The sequence below is a fragment of the Teredinibacter haidensis genome (assembly GCF_014211975.1).
GTDB lineage: Bacteria > Pseudomonadota > Gammaproteobacteria > Pseudomonadales > Cellvibrionaceae > Teredinibacter > Teredinibacter haidensis.
In genome coordinates this window covers 3,309,448-3,328,451 of the sequence record NZ_CP060084.1, presented here as the reverse complement: position 1 = coordinate 3,328,451, position 19,004 = coordinate 3,309,448, and the positions used below count along the sequence as shown (strand labels likewise).

The 19,004-nt window shown below is 50.8% G+C and carries 17 protein-coding genes; 9 read left to right on the top strand and 8 right to left on the bottom strand.

The window, feature by feature from the left end:
• Positions 1-29: 29 nt before the first annotated feature.
• Together prmC and H5715_RS13275 are read left to right on the top strand one after the other, a co-directional pair.
• Entirely contained in the window at positions 30-863 is an 834-nt protein-coding gene (gene prmC / locus H5715_RS13280; protein ID WP_075187238.1) for a peptide chain release factor N(5)-glutamine methyltransferase, read from the top strand.
• Positions 864-867: 4 nt separating this feature from the next.
• Positions 868-1,611, top strand: coding sequence for a HesA/MoeB/ThiF family protein (locus H5715_RS13275; RefSeq protein WP_075187239.1), 744 nt, complete (start codon positions 868-870; stop codon positions 1,609-1,611).
• A 75-nt stretch (positions 1,612-1,686) separates the two neighbouring features.
• Here the strand turns inward: H5715_RS13275 and H5715_RS13270 are convergent, their stop codons facing one another.
• From H5715_RS13270 to H5715_RS13260, 3 genes are all read right to left on the bottom strand, one after another.
• The gene (locus H5715_RS13270; protein WP_075187240.1) at positions 1,687-4,131 is read right to left on the bottom strand and encodes a TonB-dependent receptor; all 2,445 of its coding nucleotides are present in this window, start codon (positions 4,129-4,131) and stop codon (positions 1,687-1,689) included.
• Positions 4,132-4,278: 147 nt separating this feature from the next.
• Entirely contained in the window at positions 4,279-5,286 is a 1,008-nt protein-coding gene (locus H5715_RS13265) for an NAD-dependent epimerase (RefSeq protein WP_075187241.1), read from the bottom strand.
• 51 nt (positions 5,287-5,337) lie between these two features.
• Positions 5,338-6,621, bottom strand: a complete 1,284-nt coding sequence (locus tag H5715_RS13260; RefSeq protein ID WP_075187242.1) for a nucleotide sugar dehydrogenase — start codon at positions 6,619-6,621, stop codon at positions 5,338-5,340.
• A 314-nt stretch (positions 6,622-6,935) separates the two neighbouring features.
• On the opposite strand from H5715_RS13260, the gene rhlB reads away from it, so the two are divergent.
• Positions 6,936-8,156, top strand: a complete 1,221-nt coding sequence (gene rhlB, locus H5715_RS13255; RefSeq protein WP_075187243.1) for an ATP-dependent RNA helicase RhlB — start codon at positions 6,936-6,938, stop codon at positions 8,154-8,156.
• Positions 8,157-8,285: 129 nt separating this feature from the next.
• On the top strand, positions 8,286-9,533 hold the full coding sequence (locus tag H5715_RS13250; RefSeq protein ID WP_075187300.1) for a response regulator: 1,248 nt from the start codon (positions 8,286-8,288) through the stop codon (positions 9,531-9,533).
• Between the two features lie 20 nt (positions 9,534-9,553).
• Here the strand turns inward: H5715_RS13250 and cysZ are convergent, their stop codons facing one another.
• The 5 genes from cysZ to gatC all read right to left on the bottom strand — a co-directional run bounded on the left by cysZ (position 9,554) and on the right by gatC (position 14,010).
• The gene (gene cysZ, locus H5715_RS13245) at positions 9,554-10,315 is read right to left on the bottom strand and encodes a sulfate transporter CysZ (RefSeq protein WP_075187299.1); all 762 of its coding nucleotides are present in this window, start codon (positions 10,313-10,315) and stop codon (positions 9,554-9,556) included.
• Between the two features lie 11 nt (positions 10,316-10,326).
• Positions 10,327-10,626 carry a PA4642 family protein gene (locus tag H5715_RS13240; protein ID WP_075187244.1) on the bottom strand — a complete coding sequence of 100 codons (300 nt, stop codon included), beginning with the start codon at positions 10,624-10,626 and terminating at the stop codon, positions 10,327-10,329.
• Between the two features lie 128 nt (positions 10,627-10,754).
• Positions 10,755-12,200 carry an Asp-tRNA(Asn)/Glu-tRNA(Gln) amidotransferase subunit GatB gene (gene gatB / locus H5715_RS13235; RefSeq protein ID WP_075187245.1) on the bottom strand — a complete coding sequence of 482 codons (1,446 nt, stop codon included), beginning with the start codon at positions 12,198-12,200 and terminating at the stop codon, positions 10,755-10,757.
• A 13-nt stretch (positions 12,201-12,213) separates the two neighbouring features.
• Entirely contained in the window at positions 12,214-13,668 is a 1,455-nt protein-coding gene (gatA, locus tag H5715_RS13230) for an Asp-tRNA(Asn)/Glu-tRNA(Gln) amidotransferase subunit GatA (RefSeq protein WP_075187246.1), read from the bottom strand.
• Between the two features lie 60 nt (positions 13,669-13,728).
• The gene (gene gatC / locus H5715_RS13225) at positions 13,729-14,010 is read right to left on the bottom strand and encodes an Asp-tRNA(Asn)/Glu-tRNA(Gln) amidotransferase subunit GatC (protein WP_075187247.1); all 282 of its coding nucleotides are present in this window, start codon (positions 14,008-14,010) and stop codon (positions 13,729-13,731) included.
• Between the two features lie 192 nt (positions 14,011-14,202).
• On the opposite strand from gatC, the gene H5715_RS13220 reads away from it, so the two are divergent.
• From H5715_RS13220 to rng, 5 genes are all read left to right on the top strand, one after another.
• Positions 14,203-15,234 (top strand): rod shape-determining protein, encoded by a 1,032-nt coding sequence (locus H5715_RS13220; protein WP_075187248.1) that lies wholly within the window; start codon positions 14,203-14,205, stop codon positions 15,232-15,234.
• 268 nt (positions 15,235-15,502) lie between these two features.
• Positions 15,503-16,333, top strand: coding sequence for a rod shape-determining protein MreC (mreC, locus tag H5715_RS13215; RefSeq protein WP_075187249.1), 831 nt, complete (start codon positions 15,503-15,505; stop codon positions 16,331-16,333).
• A 5-nt stretch (positions 16,334-16,338) separates the two neighbouring features.
• Positions 16,339-16,821: a rod shape-determining protein MreD gene (mreD, locus tag H5715_RS13210; RefSeq protein WP_075187301.1), complete on the top strand. Its 483-nt coding sequence runs from the start codon at positions 16,339-16,341 to the stop codon at positions 16,819-16,821.
• Positions 16,822-16,885: 64 nt separating this feature from the next.
• A complete protein-coding gene (locus H5715_RS13205; RefSeq protein WP_075187250.1) occupies positions 16,886-17,494 on the top strand; it encodes a Maf family protein in 609 nt (202 codons plus the stop codon).
• An 11-nt stretch (positions 17,495-17,505) separates the two neighbouring features.
• Positions 17,506-18,987 (top strand): ribonuclease G, encoded by a 1,482-nt coding sequence (gene rng, locus H5715_RS13200; protein ID WP_075187302.1) that lies wholly within the window; start codon positions 17,506-17,508, stop codon positions 18,985-18,987.
• Positions 18,988-19,004: the final 17 nt, after the last annotated feature.

Genomic DNA, 19,004 nt, shown 5'->3' with positions numbered 1-19,004 from the left:
CGACGGTGTAATTCTTCTCGAGGTTTTTCATGGCGACTGTCGCTGAATGTATAAAGCGTGCCCAGGAGCTGCGCGTTGTTAGTGACAGCGCTCGTTTGGATATCGAATTGCTTCTGGGGCATGTGCTGAAAAAAGATCGCACTTGGTTATTTACGTGGCCGGAGTCATTATTGTCTTCAGAGCAGAGCGTTCAGTTTGATGCATTTTTCAAGCGGCGTTTAAATGGCGAACCGGTTGCCCATATTCTGGGCGAAAAAGAATTTTGGTCATTACCGCTGTTTGTTGATACCTCGACACTAATCCCTCGTCCCGATACTGAGCTGCTGGTTGAAACCGTTTTGGAGCTGGCTGGCGAAAAGAAAAAAATTCTCGACTTGGGCACAGGCACGGGGGCAATTGCGTTGGCGCTGGCGAGTGAGTTGCCGACAGCCGATATTCTTGCCGTCGATCGCTCCCTAGCGGCGGTGCAGCTGGCGCAACGTAATCGGGAGAGGCTTGGTTTTGCTAATGTTGTTATTCGGCAAAGTGATTGGTTTTTGTCTGTTGAGAATACCGTGTTCGACATTATCGTAAGCAACCCGCCTTATATCGAAAAAAGTGACCTCCATTTGCTGCAGGGGGATGTGGTTTTTGAACCGGTCAGCGCTCTGGTTGCAGGCGATAGTGGTCTTGCGGATATTGGCCATATTATTAAAACGGCTATCGATTACCTAACGCCGGGCGGGACCTTGATGTTAGAGCACGGTTGGCAGCAGGCGAATGAGGTTCAGGCTTTGTTTCGTCAAAAAGGCTATCAGAAAATAGAAACGCGAAAAGATCTCGGCGGCAATGATCGGGTGACCTTTGCGTTGAGTCCGGAGTGACAATATGAACGATCAGCAATTGCTTCGCTATAGCCGCCATATTTTGCTTCCTCAGCTAGAGGTTGAGGGGCAGGAAAAAATCATGGCTTCCCGTGTACTGATCATTGGCTTGGGGGGGCTTGGTTCGCCAGTGGTAATGTACCTCGCCGCCTCTGGTGTTGGCGAGCTGGTGGTTGTTGATGATGACGTTGTTGATGAAAGCAATTTACAGCGGCAAATTATTCATACGGAAAAATATGTCGGCAGTACAAAAGCGGCCTCCGCAGAAAATGGGATAAAAAAATTAAATTCCGCTGTTTCAGTTACCGCCTTTGATAAAAGATTAAGCCGGCAGGAGTTGCTGTATCAGGTGGGGTTGGCAACGGTTGTGGTGGATTGCTGCGATAATTTTGCAACCCGAAAGCAGGTAAACGAAGCTTGTTATAAGTTGCAGACTCCTTTGGTTTCCGGTGCGGCTATTCGATTGGAAGGGCAGTTGACGGTGTTTGACTTTCGCAGTAAAGAAAGCCCGTGTTACGAATGCCTATATCAATTAACCGGCGATGAGGATTTGAGCTGTTCACAAAACGGCGTGCTGTCCCCTGTTGTCGGGATTGTTGGCTGCTCCCAGTCGCTGGAGGTGCTGAAACTGGTCGCTGATTTTGGCAAGCCTCTGGTCGGGCAGTTGGGCCTTTTTGATGGCAGCGCGAATCAATGGCGTTATCTCACTATTGCAAAAGATACTGGCTGTAATTGTTGCGGTCGTTAGTTCCGGCTGCTCTTATAAAAAAGCCCCGCGATAGAAACTATTGCGGGGCTTTTTTTATGGGCTTTATTTAAGCGATTAAAAATTGTAGGCCGCTTCCAGTGAAATTGTTCGCGGGCGGCGAATAAAACTGTAGTGGGTGTTGGTGCCGAACTGACTGTCGGAGAGCGGCGCGTTGCCGCTATAGCTGATAACGTGCTCATCAAGTAGGTTTTTGGCCAGTACACCAAGGCTCCAGTTTTCCCCTTCAATACCCAGGCGCAGGCCCATCATATCGTAAGCGTCGATCTCACCCGCCGGGTCGAGGTTGACGTGAGTCTGGTGGCTGCTGACATGCTGCCAATCCCAGATGGCCACTAACCCAAGCTCGTTGGTCAGTGGGTGGAAATAGTCCAGCGACAAATTGAGTGTCATATCGGGCGTGTAGACGCCGCGCTTGCCGGTGTAGTTACAGGTGTCGTCAGTGCCATCGCCATCCAGGTCGGCATCAGGTGTCTGCCCAACATAGCAGTTGCCGTTTTTAAAATCGGTATATTCAAAATCCAGTAGCGACAATCCGTAGGAGGCTGTGAGGTTATCCATGACCAGCCATCGGCCATCGACTTCCAGGCCTTTTACGACGGTTTCTTCCGCATTGCCGACATTAAAACCTACGCCACCATCGAACTGGCTTATTTGTAGGTCTTTATATTTGGTGTGGTAGAGCGCGAAGTTCAGTTCCGCCAGGCCGTCGAACAGGGTGTTTTTCATGCCCAACTCTGAGGCGATTACGGTTTCGTTTTCAAATTCGAAGTGCAGTAGCGGGTTGGCTTCTTCTGCGGGAGGCGCTGGTAGCTCTGGGTTGCGGGCGCGGAAATCGAAGAGGCCAATACGGTTGGAGCGGGGGTCGAAGCCGCCGGCTTTAAAACCGGTTGTAAAAGCACCGTATACCATCATATCGGCATTAACGTCGTATTCGATATTTAGTAGTGGGGTAAAGGCGGATTTGTCTCGGCTGCCTTTAACGTTATAGCCTCGGTGTAGCAGGGGGGTGCCATCGGCGGAGACAACGGCGGCTTCGTTCTCCGTCAGAAATACACCTTGATAGGTGGCTCCGAGTGCCGGGTTGTAAGTAGGCATTCCGTCTGCCAGGGTTACAGCATTTATAATCTTACTGGCATCTTTGCTTTCTTCGGTATAGCGGGCGCCGAGAGTAATATGCAGCGCATCGTTTACGTTCCAGGTGGCGCGTCCAAATAGTGCCCAGGCGGATGAGGATTGCTCAAAGTCGCGGCGAATGCCCGTATCGGCCAGTATGGGATTGGTGCTTGCGAGAAGATTGTCGGCTTCGATATCGATTTGGTCAGAGAAGGTCTGGTTGTAGTCCTGGTAGAAGGCGCCCGCCAGCCATTCGACTGTGTTACCCATGGGGGAGGCTATGCGGATTTCGTGGCTGGTCTGCTCGTAATCTTCGGAGAGGTGCAGCGGTACAATTTCGGCAGCAACAAAGTCGCAGTCGCAAAGTTCTTCGTAGTCGAAGTTTAATAACCCGCTAATCCAGGTGACGGTGTGATCGCCCAGAGCGTAGTCGGCTTTTAAGGTCAGGTTGTTAATGGTGTTGTCGCTGACTTCTTCCGTATCGGCTTGGCGTACATAGTCCAATTCGCTGTCGAATGGCTCCCTATTAAGGATTTGCAGGTATTCGTAATAATTCGGGTTGCCCGCTACTACAGCGACATCTTGTGTTATTTCAATGGCACGGCCGGTGGTCTCGAACTGGTTCTGCTCAGCTTTGAGGGACAGGTCGAGATTATCCGTTGCCTGCCAGGCCAGGGTAAGCCGGGCACTGGTTTCTTCCCGGGCGGGTTGGTCCGTGTCCAGGTGTGAGTTATACATATAACCATCGTCTGTCAGATTCCGAACGGCCAAGCGGGCCTGCACGGTATCGCTTAAGGCGCCGGAAAGCATGCCGTTGATTTCGGTGGTGTTATATTCCAACTCGTGGGACAGGGATACTCGTGCTTCAGTATTGGTTGTGGGGCGCGCGGTGGTTAAGTTGAGCGCGCCGGCAATGCTGTTTTTACCAAACAGGGTGCTCTGTGGACCGCGCAGTAACTCTGCCCTTTCCATATCCATCATCGGTGCGCGAAACAGTTGTGCGCGGCCATAGTAGATGCCGTCGACATACATGCCGACCGACTGTTCAAAACCCTGACTGTTATCCGAGCCGATGCCGCGCACGCGTACCTGTGTGCTCAGGCCTGTTTCGGTAAAGTGGATACTGGGCATATGTGCGGTGAGATCACTGAGGTTTTCAATGCCAGCCGATTCAAGTTTTTCACCACTGATTGTGGCGACGGATAGGGGGACTTCCTGCAGGTTTTCCGTGCGCTTTTGCGCCGTTACGATAATTTCTTCGAGGGCCCTGTGGTGGGTGCCTTCCTGTGCCAATGCGCTGGCAGAAAACTGAGCGGCCACCAGGCTTAAGGCAACGGCAAGGGGGCGACGTGAAAATGTGTGCTGTTTATGGGATGGGCTGCTCATGGTTCCTCCGGTGTTTCTGTCTTTTTATTATTTTCTCGCGTGTGACGGGAGTATAGGATAAACCACCACTAAAAATGTACCCCGAATTAATACAGAAACGGCGATGCTCTTACAAACATCGCCGTGTTGGTGTGCGTTGCAAGGATATTAGGCGTTGTAGTATTCACGATACCAGGCGACAAATCGGTCGATACCATCTTGTATGCTAGTGGCGGGTTTAAAACCAACATCCCGTTCCAGCGCACTGACATCGGCGCACGTGGAGGGCACATCTCCGGGTTGCATGGGCATCATGTTTTTGATGGCTTTTTTGCCGAGGGCTTTTTCGATGGCTCCCACGAAATCCATCAGTTTTACCGGTGTGTTGTTGCCGATGTTGTAGACTTTAAAAGGGCAATAGCTGGAGGAAGGATCTTGTCCGTCGCTATTCCAGTCGGGAGCCGCAGTGGGAATTTTATCGGTCACACGTACCACGCCTTCGACAATGTCGTCGATATAGGTGAAGTCGCGCTCCATCTCGCCATTGTTAAAAATATTGATGGGTTTATTGTCCAGAATACCTTTGGTAAATAGTATTGGCGCCATATCAGGACGACCCCAGGGACCGTACACCGTAAAAAACCGCAGCCCTGTGGTGGGCAGCTTATAGAGGTTGCTGTAGGCGTGAGCCATCAACTCATTGGATTTTTTACTGGCGGCGTACAGGGAAACCGGGTGATCTACGTTGTGTTGTTCAGAGAACGGCTGCAGTGTGTTTGCGCCATAAACAGAGCTGGAAGATGCATATACGAGGTGAGGAACTTCGTGGTGGCGGCAGCCTTCGAGAATATTGAGGAAGCCAACAATATTGGAATCGATATAGGCGCGCGGGTTTTCGATGGAGTAGCGCACGCCGGCTTGAGCGGCGAGATTGATAACCCGTTCAAATTGATGGGTGGCAAAGAGCGCGTCAATTCCCTCTCTGTCAGCGAGGTCCAGTTGTTGGAACTGGAAATTGTCGTATTTGTCCAGCAGAGCCAAGCGGGAGGTTTTTAGTTCTACTGCGTAGTAGTCGTTCATGTTGTCGATGCCGACAACATGATCTCCACGCTTAAGCAGGGCTTCGGATAGTGCTTGGCCTATAAATCCAGCCGCGCCGGTAACCAGTATTTTCATATTGTATTGCTGTGGGTTGGCAAGTGGGTTTGGGCGCGGATTATAGCAGTATTAAAGTCGCCACAAATGGACTTTTGCGTCGGCAAAGGTCTTGCGATCGAAAATGCCTTTGATGTCGAACACTCCGGCGTCGTCGTTTAGCCTTGCCTTAATATTATCGAATGACATAGCTTTATATTGTTGGTGGGCAACGGTGAAGACCAGCGCATCTATGTTGTTGATGGAGCTGTCATCGACAAGTTCAACACCGTATTCTTCAAAGGCTTCTGCCGCATCGGCCATAGGGTCGTGAATCAGCAGTTCGACACCATAACTTTTAAACGCTTTGATAACGTCGATAACCTTAGAGTTGCGCAAGTCAGGACAGTCTTCCTTGAATGTGAGCCCCATAACGGCGACTCGAGCGCCTTTTATGACTTTGCCCGCATGGATTAGATATTTAATCGCTTGGTTTGCGATGAACTCGCCCATGCCATCGTTAATCATACGTCCGGCTAGGATAACATCGGGGTGGTAGCCCATTTTTTCGGCTTTATGGGTCAGGTAGTAGGGATCTACACCAATGCAGTGGCCACCAACAAGGCCTGGGCGGAAAGGCAGGAAGTTCCACTTCGTCCCAGCGGCTTCCAGCACGTCCAGCGTATCAATATCCAAACGCTCGAAAATTAGTGAAAGTTCATTCATCAACGCAATATTGAGATCGCGTTGAGTGTTTTCGATAACCTTGGCGGCTTCTGCAACTTTTATAGTCGAGGCTTTAAATACTCCAGCGGTAACAACACTGCTGTAGACGTCGGCAACAATTTCCAGAATCTCTGGTGTCTGCCCCGACACAATTTTTTTAATGTTGGTGAATGTATGCTCTTTGTCGCCGGGGTTAATACGTTCTGGCGAGTAACCGACGAAGAAATCTTCGCCGCATTTTAGTCCGGATTCTGCCTCTAAAATGGGTACGCAATCTTCCTCTGTTGCCCCGGGGTAAACGGTGGATTCGTAAACTACGATATCGCCTTTTTTTAGGTGGGGGCCGATGGTCTTTGATGCACCGATTAGAGGACTCAGATCTGGCTGACGCGAATCGTTGATAGGAGTGGGGACGGCAATAATATGGAAGTCTGCTTTGGATAAGTCTGCGGCATTACAGGTATAAAAAATATTCGTGGTAACAAGGTCTTCTGGTTCGACTTCCAGAGTGCGGTCTTCCCCGCTCTTAAGTTCGTCGATACGAGCAGAATTAATATCAAACCCTATCGTTTCTTTGTTTTTTCCAAAAGCAACGGCTACGGGTAGGCCAACATAGCCTAAACCGATGACGGAGATTATTCGATTGTGCATAAGAATGGACTCTTACCTGAGTTGAACGATGGCCGCCGTTTTGGTCGCGCTAGCAACCTTTGTAAACGGGTTCCGAATGCAAGTTATCACTGTCGTGTGGCATAGTTATTATTGTCGCTATAAAAGACGGGAACATGATAACAATAAGGACTTGGGAAAACTACGCGAATTATTGAACAGGGCGTTTTGTCAGCGTTGTTAGTGCCAGGGGGCGGCCATTCAAGCCAGTGATAGTGGTCAAAAAACTTGCAGATGCCGTCGCGACTGTGTACAAAGCGTACCTCCTTTAAAAACCTGTGGGATATCCCCTGCCAATGAATGACGATTCTAATCCTTCCGCAAGCGCTGAAGACAATGCCAAAAAAACCGAAAAGGAAGAAAAGGTCGGTTTCAAAGAGCTGGAGCTGACGGAGCAGATTAATCGTGCCTTGAGCGATCTAGGGTTTACCCACTGCTCTCCCATTCAGGCCAAATCCCTGCCCTATAGCTTGAGTGGCCACGATGTGTTGGGTAAGGCTCAGACGGGCACTGGTAAAACGGCGGCGTTTCTAATTGCCGTGTTTGAAGACTTATTGCGGCAGCCAGCACCGGAAGAACGCTTTGCTGGCGAGGCTCGCGCGTTGGTGATTGCGCCTACGCGTGAATTGGTCATGCAGATTGCCAAAGATGCTACCGAAATTGGCAAATATACCGGTTTGCAGGTACACGCTCTAGTGGGTGGGATGGATTTCGGTAAGCAGCTGCAATCGTTGCATTCGCGTCATGTGGATCTGTTGGTGGCAACACCGGGCCGCTTGCTAGATATGTGTGAGCGACGGGAAGTGTACCTGGACCAAGTGGAAGTCATGGTGATCGACGAAGCTGATCGCATGCTGGATATGGGCTTTATTCCCCAGGTAAAACGCATTGTGCGTATGGCGCCCCAGAAAACTCACCGTCAGACCCTGCTCTTTTCTGCCACCTTTTCAGATGATGTCCTACGCCTAGCGGAGCAGTGGGTGTACGAGCCTATCACTGTAGAAATAGAGCCCGAATCAATTGCTACCGATACCGTTGAGCAGATTGTATATCTGGTTTCGGGTGACGAAAAGTTGCCCCTGCTTATGAATCTGATCACCCAGCCAGATGTCCATAATCTGATGATCTTTGCCAACCGCCGCGATCAGTGTCGGGTTTTACACGAACGTCTGCGCAACAAAGGCTTTAAGGTTGGCCTGCTCTCTGGCGAAATTCCACAGGGCAAGCGCGTGCGAACGCTGGATGATTTCAAAAATGGCCGCCTGCAGGCGCTGGTGGCAACGGATGTCGCTGGGCGTGGTATTCACATTGAGGGTATCAGCCATGTCGTGAATTACACTCTGCCCGACGAGCCGGAGGATTATGTACACCGTATTGGTCGTACTGGTCGGGCGGGTAAAAGCGGAAAATCGATCAGCTTCGCCTGTGAGGACGATGCGTTCCGCCTGCCGGCAATTGAAGAGCTTCTCGGCCGTAAGCTCCATTGTGAGCAGCCGCCTGAACACTTGCTGGATTAGATCAGCAAAGCCAATCCCCCTGCTCAGTAATTGAGTTAGTTCACCGGGATTGCCCGCCATTGTCTACACTTCAGGGTGATGCGGCATCAGCTAGATGGCGCTCCTTTTAATTACTCTGGCTCCTCCGATATGAAGACCGTTCTTGTTATTGAAGACAGCGCAATTGTGGTGAAGGTGCTGCGCCATATTTTGGCGCGCAGCACTATGATTCAGCCGGTTTACGCCGCCAGTTTGGCAGAAGCACAAAAATTGGTTGGAAGTGGCGATTATCAATTTTTTGCAGCCCTGGTTGATTTAAGTTTGCCGGACGCCCCAGGCGGCGAAGTAGTCGATTATACGTTGAGCCAAAAGCTACCCACGGTTGTCTTCACGGGAAGCCTTGACGAGCGCACGCGTGAAACGTTGCTGGCAAAAGGTATCGTCGACTACGTTACCAAAGAAGGGCGTTTCTCCTACGAATATGCTCTGGCAGTCCTTCATCGCTTGATTAAGAATCAGAAAGTCAAGGTTCTGGTCGTTGAAGATTCCAGCACCCAGAGAAAGTTTATAAGCGGGCTATTGCGGTTGCAGTTATACCAAGTGGTTGAAGCTGAGAATGGCGTCGATGCGATAAAGGTACTGCTCGCTAACCCGGATACCAAAATTTTAATCACGGATTATCATATGCCTCGCATGGATGGCTTTGAGCTGATTAAAACCATTCGAGGGAAGTACGAAAAATCGAATTTAATTATTATTGGACTGTCTTCCGAAGGTGAAGGCAGTTTGTCTGCCAAGTTTATTAAAATTGGCGCCAACGACTTTCTGCGCAAACCATTTAATCACGAAGAATTTGTTTGTCGTCTCTCCCATCACGTCGAGTTTATAGAGCTTATCGAACAGGTTCGAGATGCCGCCTGCCGCGATGAGCTGACGGGCTGTTACAACCGGAAGTACTTTTTTGAGCAGGGTGCGATTCTACGTGACAAGGCCGTGCAGAGCGGAGCACCTATTTCTGTTGCGGTAATCGATTTAGATAACTTCAAATCGATTAATGAGCGCTACGGTCACGATTTTGGCAATTTGGTCATGCAGCGAGTAGCGGGCAATTTGAACCAATCGTTTGAGCGCTTTTTATTAGCTCGTGCGGGAGGGCAGGAGTTTTTTGCGTTGCTGCCGGGGTTGGGGAATGAAAGGGCCATGGCCTTTGTTGATCGGGTGCGAGAGTTGGTGGAAGAGCAGCCGGAATGTTTTGGTGATGAGAGTGTAAGCATTACCTTTAGCGCCGGTGTTACCAGTGAGTTGGCAGAAGATATTGATGAAATGCTCTCCCAGGCCAGTGTCTGTCTGCACAGGGCGAAAGATGCTGGTGGTGATATTGTGATGGGGGATGATTAGGTCAGAGCGCCCCCGTGGAGCTATTCGGCGCTTTCGTCGCTCAGCTCATTAAGCCAAAAAATCGTTCCGCCCGTTACCGCTGCAGGCATAGCAAAAATATTCAAAATGGGAATGACACTACAGGCGGTAATCATGCCGCCAAAGCCAAAGCTGCTGTACAGCGAGCTGGACAATTTGGTTCGCACCCGTGTAAAAGAGCAGCGGTTGTTGTCTGCAGGATAGTCGGCGTATTGAATGGTCATGCACCAGGCGCTCCAACCCAGGCCTATAAGTGGTGCGAGAAACCCGCCAAAAGGGATAACCAGTCCTATCAGCAGCATAATCAGCATGACCAAAAGGCCGCGAAAAATAAAATAGAGCAGTTTTTTGATTTCGCGCTTTAGGACCCGGGGAATCATATGGCTAAGAGGTTCTGGTGGTGGTTTTTTACCACTTAAAATTTCTTCGGCCTTTTCTGCTAGCAGTCCGTAAAAGGGGGCTGCGATCAAGTTGGTGATGACGTTAAAGCTGTAGGCGTAGATAATAAGAATAAGCGCCACCAGAATAACGCCCAATAGCGCCAGTAAAAAATCGACTGCCGGTCGCAACCAGTCGGTAACCTCAATGGCAAAACCATCGGAAAACATTCCAAGGTAGGAAATAAGCACACTGGTAAGGATGGCGAATAAAATAATATTCACCACCAGGGGCACCAATGTGTAGGCTCTCAATTGGGGGTGCCAGAGTAATTTAACGCCTTCAAAAAAATAGTTGGCACCAGTGATTAAATTATTTCTGGGCATTGGGTTTATCATTAGAACTTGGCGCCTGCAGCTTCCAGCGTTTTTATATAGTCTCGGCCTAAACGGTGATCGCTAATGACTTGCAACAGGGTTTTGCCTTGAGGGTTTTTTGCATTGATATTACGGCCTTCTTCGACGAAAAATTTGACGAAAGTGGAAAAGTTTTCGCTTTTCATGCCGCGGTAGGCGCGCTCCAGTGCAATATAGTCCACATCCATTTCATCGTGACTTTCGACCGTAAGGAAGCTGCGCACGCGCTCATCGTCGAAGACTTCGCCGAGTACTTTTTGTTTATCTTTTTTTAATGACATTTGTCTGTTCCAGTGGTGCTTGTTAGCCGTCGACTTTGCCGAAGCCTAACGTTGTTCTTTGTTAACATTGCTCGGGCGGTGTAAAGATAGCCGCTTAAAGCGTCTTTCTCTATATACCGCTCGGGATATTAACCTTTCAGCTTCTGTTTCAAAATAGCATTCAGTTGTTGCGGATTTGCCTGACCTTTGGACGCTTTCATAATTTGCCCCACAAAGAATCCAAGCATTTTGGGTCGCTTGTCTTCGTCCGCTTTGCGGTAGTTTTCGGTCTGCTGCGGATGATTGCTTATCGCTTCGTCGACCATTTTCTCCAGTGCGCCCGAATCGGAGACCTGCTTTAGCCCTTTGGCTTCAATAATTGTGTCCGCATCGCCTTCACCGTTCCACATGGCTTCAAAAACCTGCTTGGCGATTTTGTTGGAGATGGTCTGATCTTTAATACGAGTAATCAAGCCGCCGAGGTTTTCGGCCGCGATCTTGCCATCGGCAATACTGATCTCGTCGGCATTAAGGCGTGCCGATACTTCGCCCATAATCCAGTTCGCGGCCAGCTTGGCATCGCCGCAGGTGGCGGTGGTCTTTTCGAAGAATGCCGCTGTGGCCGAATCACCGCTAAGACTGCCTGCATCGTAGGCAGACAGGCCGTAGGTGTCTTCGAAGCGGCTCTGGCGGGCATCCGGCAGTTCCGGTAACGCCTTGCGCAGTGCTTCAATATAATCGTCGTCGATGATAACCGGGAGTAGGTCAGGGCAGGGGAAGTAGCGGTAATCGTTAGCTTCTTCTTTTGATCGCATCGCTCTGGCCGTGTGGGTATCGCCATCGTACAGGCGTGTTTCTTGAGTGATTTTGCCGCCATCTTCCAACACTTCGATCTGGCGCTCGACTTCCTGATGAATGCAGCGTTCCATAAAACGGAAGGAGTTAAGGTTTTTGGTTTCTGTGCGGGTGCCGAGCTCTTCTTGGCCTTTTAAACGAACGGAAATGTTAACGTCGAAACGCATGGAGCCTTGGGACATCTCACCATCACAGATACCCAGAGAGGTAACGAGGGCGTGCAGTTTGCGGGCAAAGGCGACGGCTTCTTCCGAGTTGCGCATATCCGGTTCGGTTACCACTTCGATCAGCGGGGTACCCGCGCGATTCAGGTCGATCCCCGTCATCCCATGAAAGTCTTCATGCAGGGATTTTCCGGCATCTTCTTCCAGGTGGGCGTGGTGGATGCGTACACGCTTTTCTGTACCGTCTTCGAGTTGGATATCGATATGGCCGGGGCCGACGATTGGCTTCTCCAGCTGGGTCGTTTGGTAGCCTTTGGGCAAATCAGGGTAAAAATAGTTTTTGCGTTCGAACACCGAGCGTTTGCCAATTTCAGCATCTACCGCTAGGCCAAACATGGTGGCGTAGCGGAAGGCCTGTTCGTTGGCGACCGGCAGAGTGCCGGGCATCGCCAAGTCAATAGCGCAGGCCTGGGTGTTGGGCTCGGCGCCAAAGGCGATACTCGAACCGGAAAAAATTTTGGTGTTGGTGGCCAGCTGAACATGAATTTCCAGCCCGATTACCGTTTCCCATTCCATAATGTTATTCCTCTTATGCGATGGATGCTGGGGCAAGGGTGTGGAAGTCCGTTGCCTGCTGGAATTGATGCGCTAGGTTAAGCAGCTTGCCTTCGGCAAAATAATTGCCGATTAGTTGCAGACCCACGGGTTTGTTGTCGACCAGCCCACAGGGGATCGACATACCGGGTAAGCCGGCCAGGTTGGTGGCGATGGTATAGATATCCTCCAGGTACATGGCGACCGGGTCGTCACTTTTTGCGCCGAATTCAAAGGCGGGTGATGGGGAGGTTGGCCCGAGAATGACGTCTACGTCTTTAAATGCATCGACAAAATCCTGCTTGATCAGACGGCGCACTTGCTGAGCTTTACCGTAGTAAGCATCGTAATAACCGGCTGAGAGGCAGTAGGTTCCCACTAGGATACGACGTTTTACTTCGTCGCCAAAACCTTCGCCCCTAGAGCGTTTGTAAAGGTCTTCTAGGTCTTTCGGGTTGTCACAGCGATAGCCATAGCGAACGCCATCGAAGCGCGATAGGTTGGCTGAACACTCCGCTGGAGCAATCACGTAGTAGGCGGGAACGGCCAGATGGGTATGGGGTAGGGAGATTGTTTTAATGGTCGCCCCGGCTTTTTCGTACTCTTTAATCGCGGCCTCAACGGCCGCCTGGGTACCGGCATCTAAGCCTTCGCCAAAATATTCCTCTGGGACGCCGATAGTGATGCCTGCCAATGACTCATTCAGCGTGGCGGTGTAGTCGCTGAGGGGCTCATCGACGCAGGTGGAATCCTTGCTGTCAAAGCTGGCCATAACATTCAGCATCAGTGCAGCGTCTTCTGCGCTGCGGGCCATAACGCCGCCTTGGTCCAGGCTAGAGGCAAAGGCGATCATGCCCCAGCGGGACACGCGGCCATAGGTGGGCTTAATGCCGGTAATGCCACACAGTGCAGCGGGTTGGCGGATGGAACCGCCGGTGTCGGTAGCGGTGGCTGCTGGCGTCAGTCGTGCGGCAACGGCAGCGGCAGAGCCTCCAGAGGAGCCTCCCGGAACACAATCGGTGTTCCAGGGATTTTTAACCGGGCCGTAGTAGCTGGTTTCGTTGGATGAGCCCATGGCGAACTCGTCCATATTGGTCTTGCCCAGCATAACCGCGCCAGCATCCAGATAGTTCTGTACAACGGTGGCGTTGTAGGGCGGTACGAAGTTATCGAGCATTTTTGAGCCACAACTGGTTCTAATACCATCGGTGCAGAAGATATCTTTATGCGCAAAAGGAACGCCGCAAAGCGTTGGTGCGCTGCCGCTGGCAAGTTGCTGGTCAGCCGCCTTGGCTTGTGCGATGGCCAGATCCTCGGTAACGGTTATAAAACAGTTGTATGTGTTATCCAACTGTTTAATGCGGTCGAGTAGATAGCGGGTAATTTCCTCGCTGGAAAATTCTTTCGCACCTAGTTTGCGAATAATGTCGGCAATGGTCAGGTTGTGCATTGCTTAGTCCTGAAATAAGGGGGTGAAAGTTGTTTTATTTAAATATGATAATGTTGTTGGTTATTCGATAACCTTGGGTACGAGATAGAGCCCGTTTTCTGTGGCCGGCGCTATGGATTGAAACTTTTCGCGCAAGTTGGGTTCACTAACCGTATCGGCGCGCAAGCGTTGAACAGCGTCCAGCGGGTGGGCCATGGGGCTTGCTCCCAGAGTGTCCACTGCTTGTAATTGGTCTACCAGCGCAAGCACTTCGGTAATACTGTTAGCGGTTTCTTCAATGGTTTCTTCGCTGATTTTCAGACGGGCCAGGTTGGCCAGTTTTTCAATTTCCGAGGGGTTCACACTGAGCTCCTGAAAGCGTTGGGGGGTTTGCCCTGGGGCAATTTATAATAAACGCGCTACGTTACCATATTTGCGCCTTGCCCAAAATCCCCGGCGTTGATAGAGTGCCACACAATTCAGGAGTGACGGGCGTTTGACAGTAATTGAGTTTGCGCAAAAGTGCTCCGGCTGAAAAATAGGGTTTTAAACAATATGTTCAAGCGTTTACGCGGTGTTTTTTCCAACGATCTATCTATTGATTTAGGTACTGCCAATACTCTTATCTACGTCCGCGAGCGCGGCATTGTTCTAGACGAACCTTCCGTGGTTGCCATTCGAAATCAAAACGGTCAAAAGTCGGTGGAAGCCGTTGGTATGGCCGCCAAGCGGATGCTCGGTCGAACGCCCGGTAATATCACGGCTATCCGGCCTTTGAAGGACGGTGTGATCGCCGACTTTCAGGTAACCGAAAAGATGCTGCAGCACTTTATCAAAAAAGTGCATGAGAACAGTTGGTTCCAGCCGAGTCCTCGTGTGCTGGTCTGTGTACCCTGCCTATCGACGGAAGTGGAAAAGCGCGCAATCCGCGAATCCGCTTTGGGGGCGGGTGCTCGCGAAGTACGTTTGATCGAAGAGCCGATGGCTGCCGCCATTGGAGCGGGTCTGAGGGTCGATGAGGCAACGGGTTCCATGGTGGTGGATATCGGTGGTGGCACGACCGAAATCGCCATTATTTCTCTGAATGGTGTCGTGCTGTCCGATTCGGTTCGCATTGGTGGTGATCGCTTCGACGAGGCGATTGTAAATTACGTGCGTCGTAAATATGGCAGCGTGATTGGTGACGCTACCGCTGAGCGTATTAAGAAAGAAATCGGCTGTGCCTACGCAGGCAGCGAAGTGCTGGAAATCGATGTGCGCGGTCGCAACCTCGCTGAAGGCGTACCCAAGAGCTTTACGCTGAACAGTGATGAAGTGCTGGAGGCCCTGCAGGAGCCACTTTCCGGCATTGTACAGTCTGTAAAAAGTGCGCTTGAGCAGACCCCGCCCGAATTGGCTTCGGATATCGCTGAGAGTGGTCTGGTCTTAACCGGCGGCGGCGCTCTACTGCGAGATCTCGATCGCTTGCTGACAGAAGAAACGGGCCTGCCGGTAGTGGTTGCGGAAGATCCGCTGACTTGCGTGGCACGCGGTGGCGGTCGGGCAATGGAGTTGATGGATCAGCATACCATTGATCTCGTGTACTAATTTAGACGCTGTTTGAGGTCCCTTAGATGTTTGAGCAAGCATCTAAGGTCACGATCAAAAAGTGGGTGCTTACAGGGTGTGCTCAGCCGTTGGTGTTCGGAGCGTGATTCTGCTGGTTTGTAACAACGCGTATTTATACCTTTAATGGTCGGCACACCTGCATGCACTCTGCTCGGGGTTATTGCGGAGTCTGTAAGCGGGTTGCTGTGATTACATATTTAACGATTCGGCGTAACTAAAATAAAAACCGGAGTTCATTATTAAACCTCTGTTTCGCCAAGGTCCTTCACTTTCTGTTCGTGTTACGGTGCTGACGTTCGCATCGTTGGGCATCGCTTTCGCCTATCTCTATACCGACTGGTTTGACTCGCTTAAGGATCAGGCCAGCGATTTCTCCGCACCTTTCTACTGGGTTTCCGACTTGCCATCACGCGCAAGCGACTGGGCCGACAATCGGTTGATGTCGCGCGGTCGACTGATTCAGGAAAACGAAGCGTTGCGTACCGAGTTGCTTGTTCATAAGCGCAAGCTGCAGCAGATGGCGTCGCTGGCGGCAGAAAATGTACGCCTGCGTCAGCTGCTCAATTCCGCGGATATGCTCGAAGACCGGGTGATTATTGCAGAGCTTATCGGTATCGCGCCGGATCCGACAATCCATAAAGTGATTGTCAGTAAAGGCAGCAATGATGGCGTCTATATTGGTCAGGCCATGGTAGATGCCAACGGTCTGATGGGGCAGGTAGTGCAAGTGGGCGCGCGCAGCAGTCAGGTGCTGTTGATTACCGATACAACGCATGCATTACCCGTTCAGATCAATCGCAACGGTGTGCGCCTAGTGGCTGAAGGCGTAGGAAGTCTATATCAGCTGGCTATTCGCCATGTCTCTAATACCGTGGACATTAAGGTTGGTGATCTGCTGGTCAGTTCCGGTCTAGGGCAGCGCTTTCCCGTGGGCTATCCAGTTGCAGAGGTTGTAGATGTGCATTTTAATCCGGGTAAACCCTTTGCTCAGGTGCTCGCCCGGCCAATGGCGGAAATGAACAAAAGCCGTCATGTTTTACTGGTCTTCGATCAGCCGCCCTCGGAGGGGGAAAACTAGTGGTTATGGAGCGTAAGCACCCGGTCGTGGTGTTGGTGATCAGTTTGCTGATCGGCCTATTGATCGCGGTGTTTCCACTGCCGACGGATATCGCTTACTTAAGGCCTGAAGTTGTGTGCATGCTGGTGGCCTACTGGGTGATGCAATCTCCTCAGCATCTGGGCATGTTCTTCGCCTGGAGTGTGGGATTGGTGCAGGATATTGTGGAGGCCACCGTCTGGGGGGCGCATGCTTTGGCGCTTACGCTGCTGGCGTACATTTGCTTGATGTCTTATCAGCGTATTCGCAACTACTCAGTCTGGCACCAGTCGATGTGGATATTTATTTTGGTGGGTACGCATCAGGTTGTCGTGAATTGGGTGCAAGGAATTGCCGGTTACCGCTCGCCGACCCAGCTATTGTTGCTGCCAACGATAATGAGCGCTCTCTGCTGGCCGTTGATAGTTTTTATCTTTCACCGGATTCGCGTACGCTATCGTCTCGCTTGAGTGATAAACTGTTTTCTTTTGGTGTTTTAAAAAAATAAAGTCGCCGAGTAAAAGGAAACCACTTTTGAACGACTCCCCCAAAGAGCCGATTAATCTCTACCTAGCCTCCAAGTCTCCCCGCAGGCGTGAACTGTTAACGCAGATCGGCGTCCGATATCAGTGTATAAGTGTTGATGTACCTGAAGAACGTGAGCTCGATGAAAAACCGCAGGACTATGTTTGCCGGTTGGCGCAAAGCAAAGCTCAGGCGGGAGCGGCTTTAGTGGCCGATAGTCATATTCCGGTGCTGGGTTCCGACACCGTTGTGGTTTGTTGTGATCAGGTGTTGGAAAAACCGGAAGATCAACAGCAGGGAGTGGAGATGCTACTGGCCTTAGCGGGCAGGGAGCACCGGGTGTTGACGGCCATTTCTCTGTGTACCGCCGAGCGCAGCGAGACCCGTGTTAATACGACAAGTGTTCGTTTTCGCGATATTGGTCAATCGGAAGCTGAGCGTTACTGGCGGACCGGTGAGCCTTGGGATAAGGCTGGTGGCTATGGTATTCAGGGCTTGGGTGCCGTTTTTGTCGAACAGATTACCGGTAGCTACACGGGTGTTGTTGGCTTGCCTCTATTTGAAACCTGTCAGTTGTTGAGCCTGTTCAATGTGCCCATCTGGCAGCTTAAGGAATAATGCTTTTAGCTATGAGTGAAGAAATACTGGTTAATTTTGGCCCGACGGAAACGCGGGCGGCGTTGGTTGAAAACGGCGTATTACAGGAGGTTTTTGTCGAGCGTGCGCGCACTAAGGGCTTTGTCGGCAATATTTATAAGGGCAAAGTTGTGCGTGTATTGCCGGGAATGCAGGCGGCGTTTGTGGATATCGGTCAGGCACGCGCCGGCTTTATCCATGTCTCCGATATATCCCCGATCAACGAAAACGGTATCGAAGAGCGGGCCAGTGCTGAGGCTGATATTCGCGAGCACCTGCGCGAAGGACAGGATCTGTTGGTGCAGGTCATTAAAGATCCCATTAGCACCAAGGGTGCTCGTCTGACTACACAGCTTTCTGTGTCTGCTCGCTATTTGGTATATATGCCTAATAGCGACCATATCGGTATCTCCAACCGCATTGAAGATGAAGGCGAGCGAGAGCGGTTAAAGGGCGTTGTCGAAAAGCTGGCTGCGGAGCACGCAGACACCTACAAGGGTGGGGGCTTTATTGTGCGAACAGTGGCTGAGGGTGCAACGGAAGAGGATTTACGTGCAGATATCCCCTTTGTTTACCGGCTTTGGCATGATCTGGCAGACACCATTAAGCATTGCAAAGCTCCGAGTATTGTTTACGAAGATTTACCGCTTTATATGCGTACCATTCGCGACTTGATGCGTTCCAATATTGAACGGGTTCGTATCGACTCGCGCGAATCTTTCGCCAAGATGGAGAAGTTTGCCAAACATTACGCGCCGGAAATCGGTGGCCGGATCGAGCACTATCCCGGTGAGCGTCCCTTGTTTGAGCTCTACGGGGTGGAAGACGAAATTCAAAAGGCGCTGGATAACAAAGTTGTACTTAAATCGGGCGGTTACCTAATTGTCGAACAGACCGAGGCGATGAGTACTATTGATGTGAATACGGGTGCTTTTGTCGGTCATCGCAATTTGGAAGAGACGATTTTCAAAACTAACCTGGAAGCTGCCAGTGCTATTGCTCGGCAATTACGGTTGCGTAACCTGGGCGGCATTATCATTATCGATTTTATTGATATGAAAGACTTGGAGCATCAGCGCCAGGTACATCGCACACTGGAAAAAAACCTGGAAAAGGATCGTGCCAAAACCAGTATTACCGGAGTATCGGAATTGGGATTGGTCGAGATGACGCGCAAGCGCACGCGCGAATCGTTGGGGCAAATACTGTGCGAGTCCTGTCCTGTATGTGCGGGGCGCGGATCGCTTAAATCGGCAGAAACGATTTGCTATGAAATTTTTCGGGAGATTCTACGTGAAGCACGCACTTACGATAATGAGCGATTTCTTGTGCTGGTTTCCCAGGCGGTGATTGACCGTGTATTGGATGAAGAGTCCGATAGTATCGCCAACCTAGAAGCTTTTATTGGTCGGCCAATCAAGTTTCAGGTGGAGTCACTCTACAATCAAGAACAATACGACATTATTCTGGTTTAGAGGCCAGAAGAGATGAA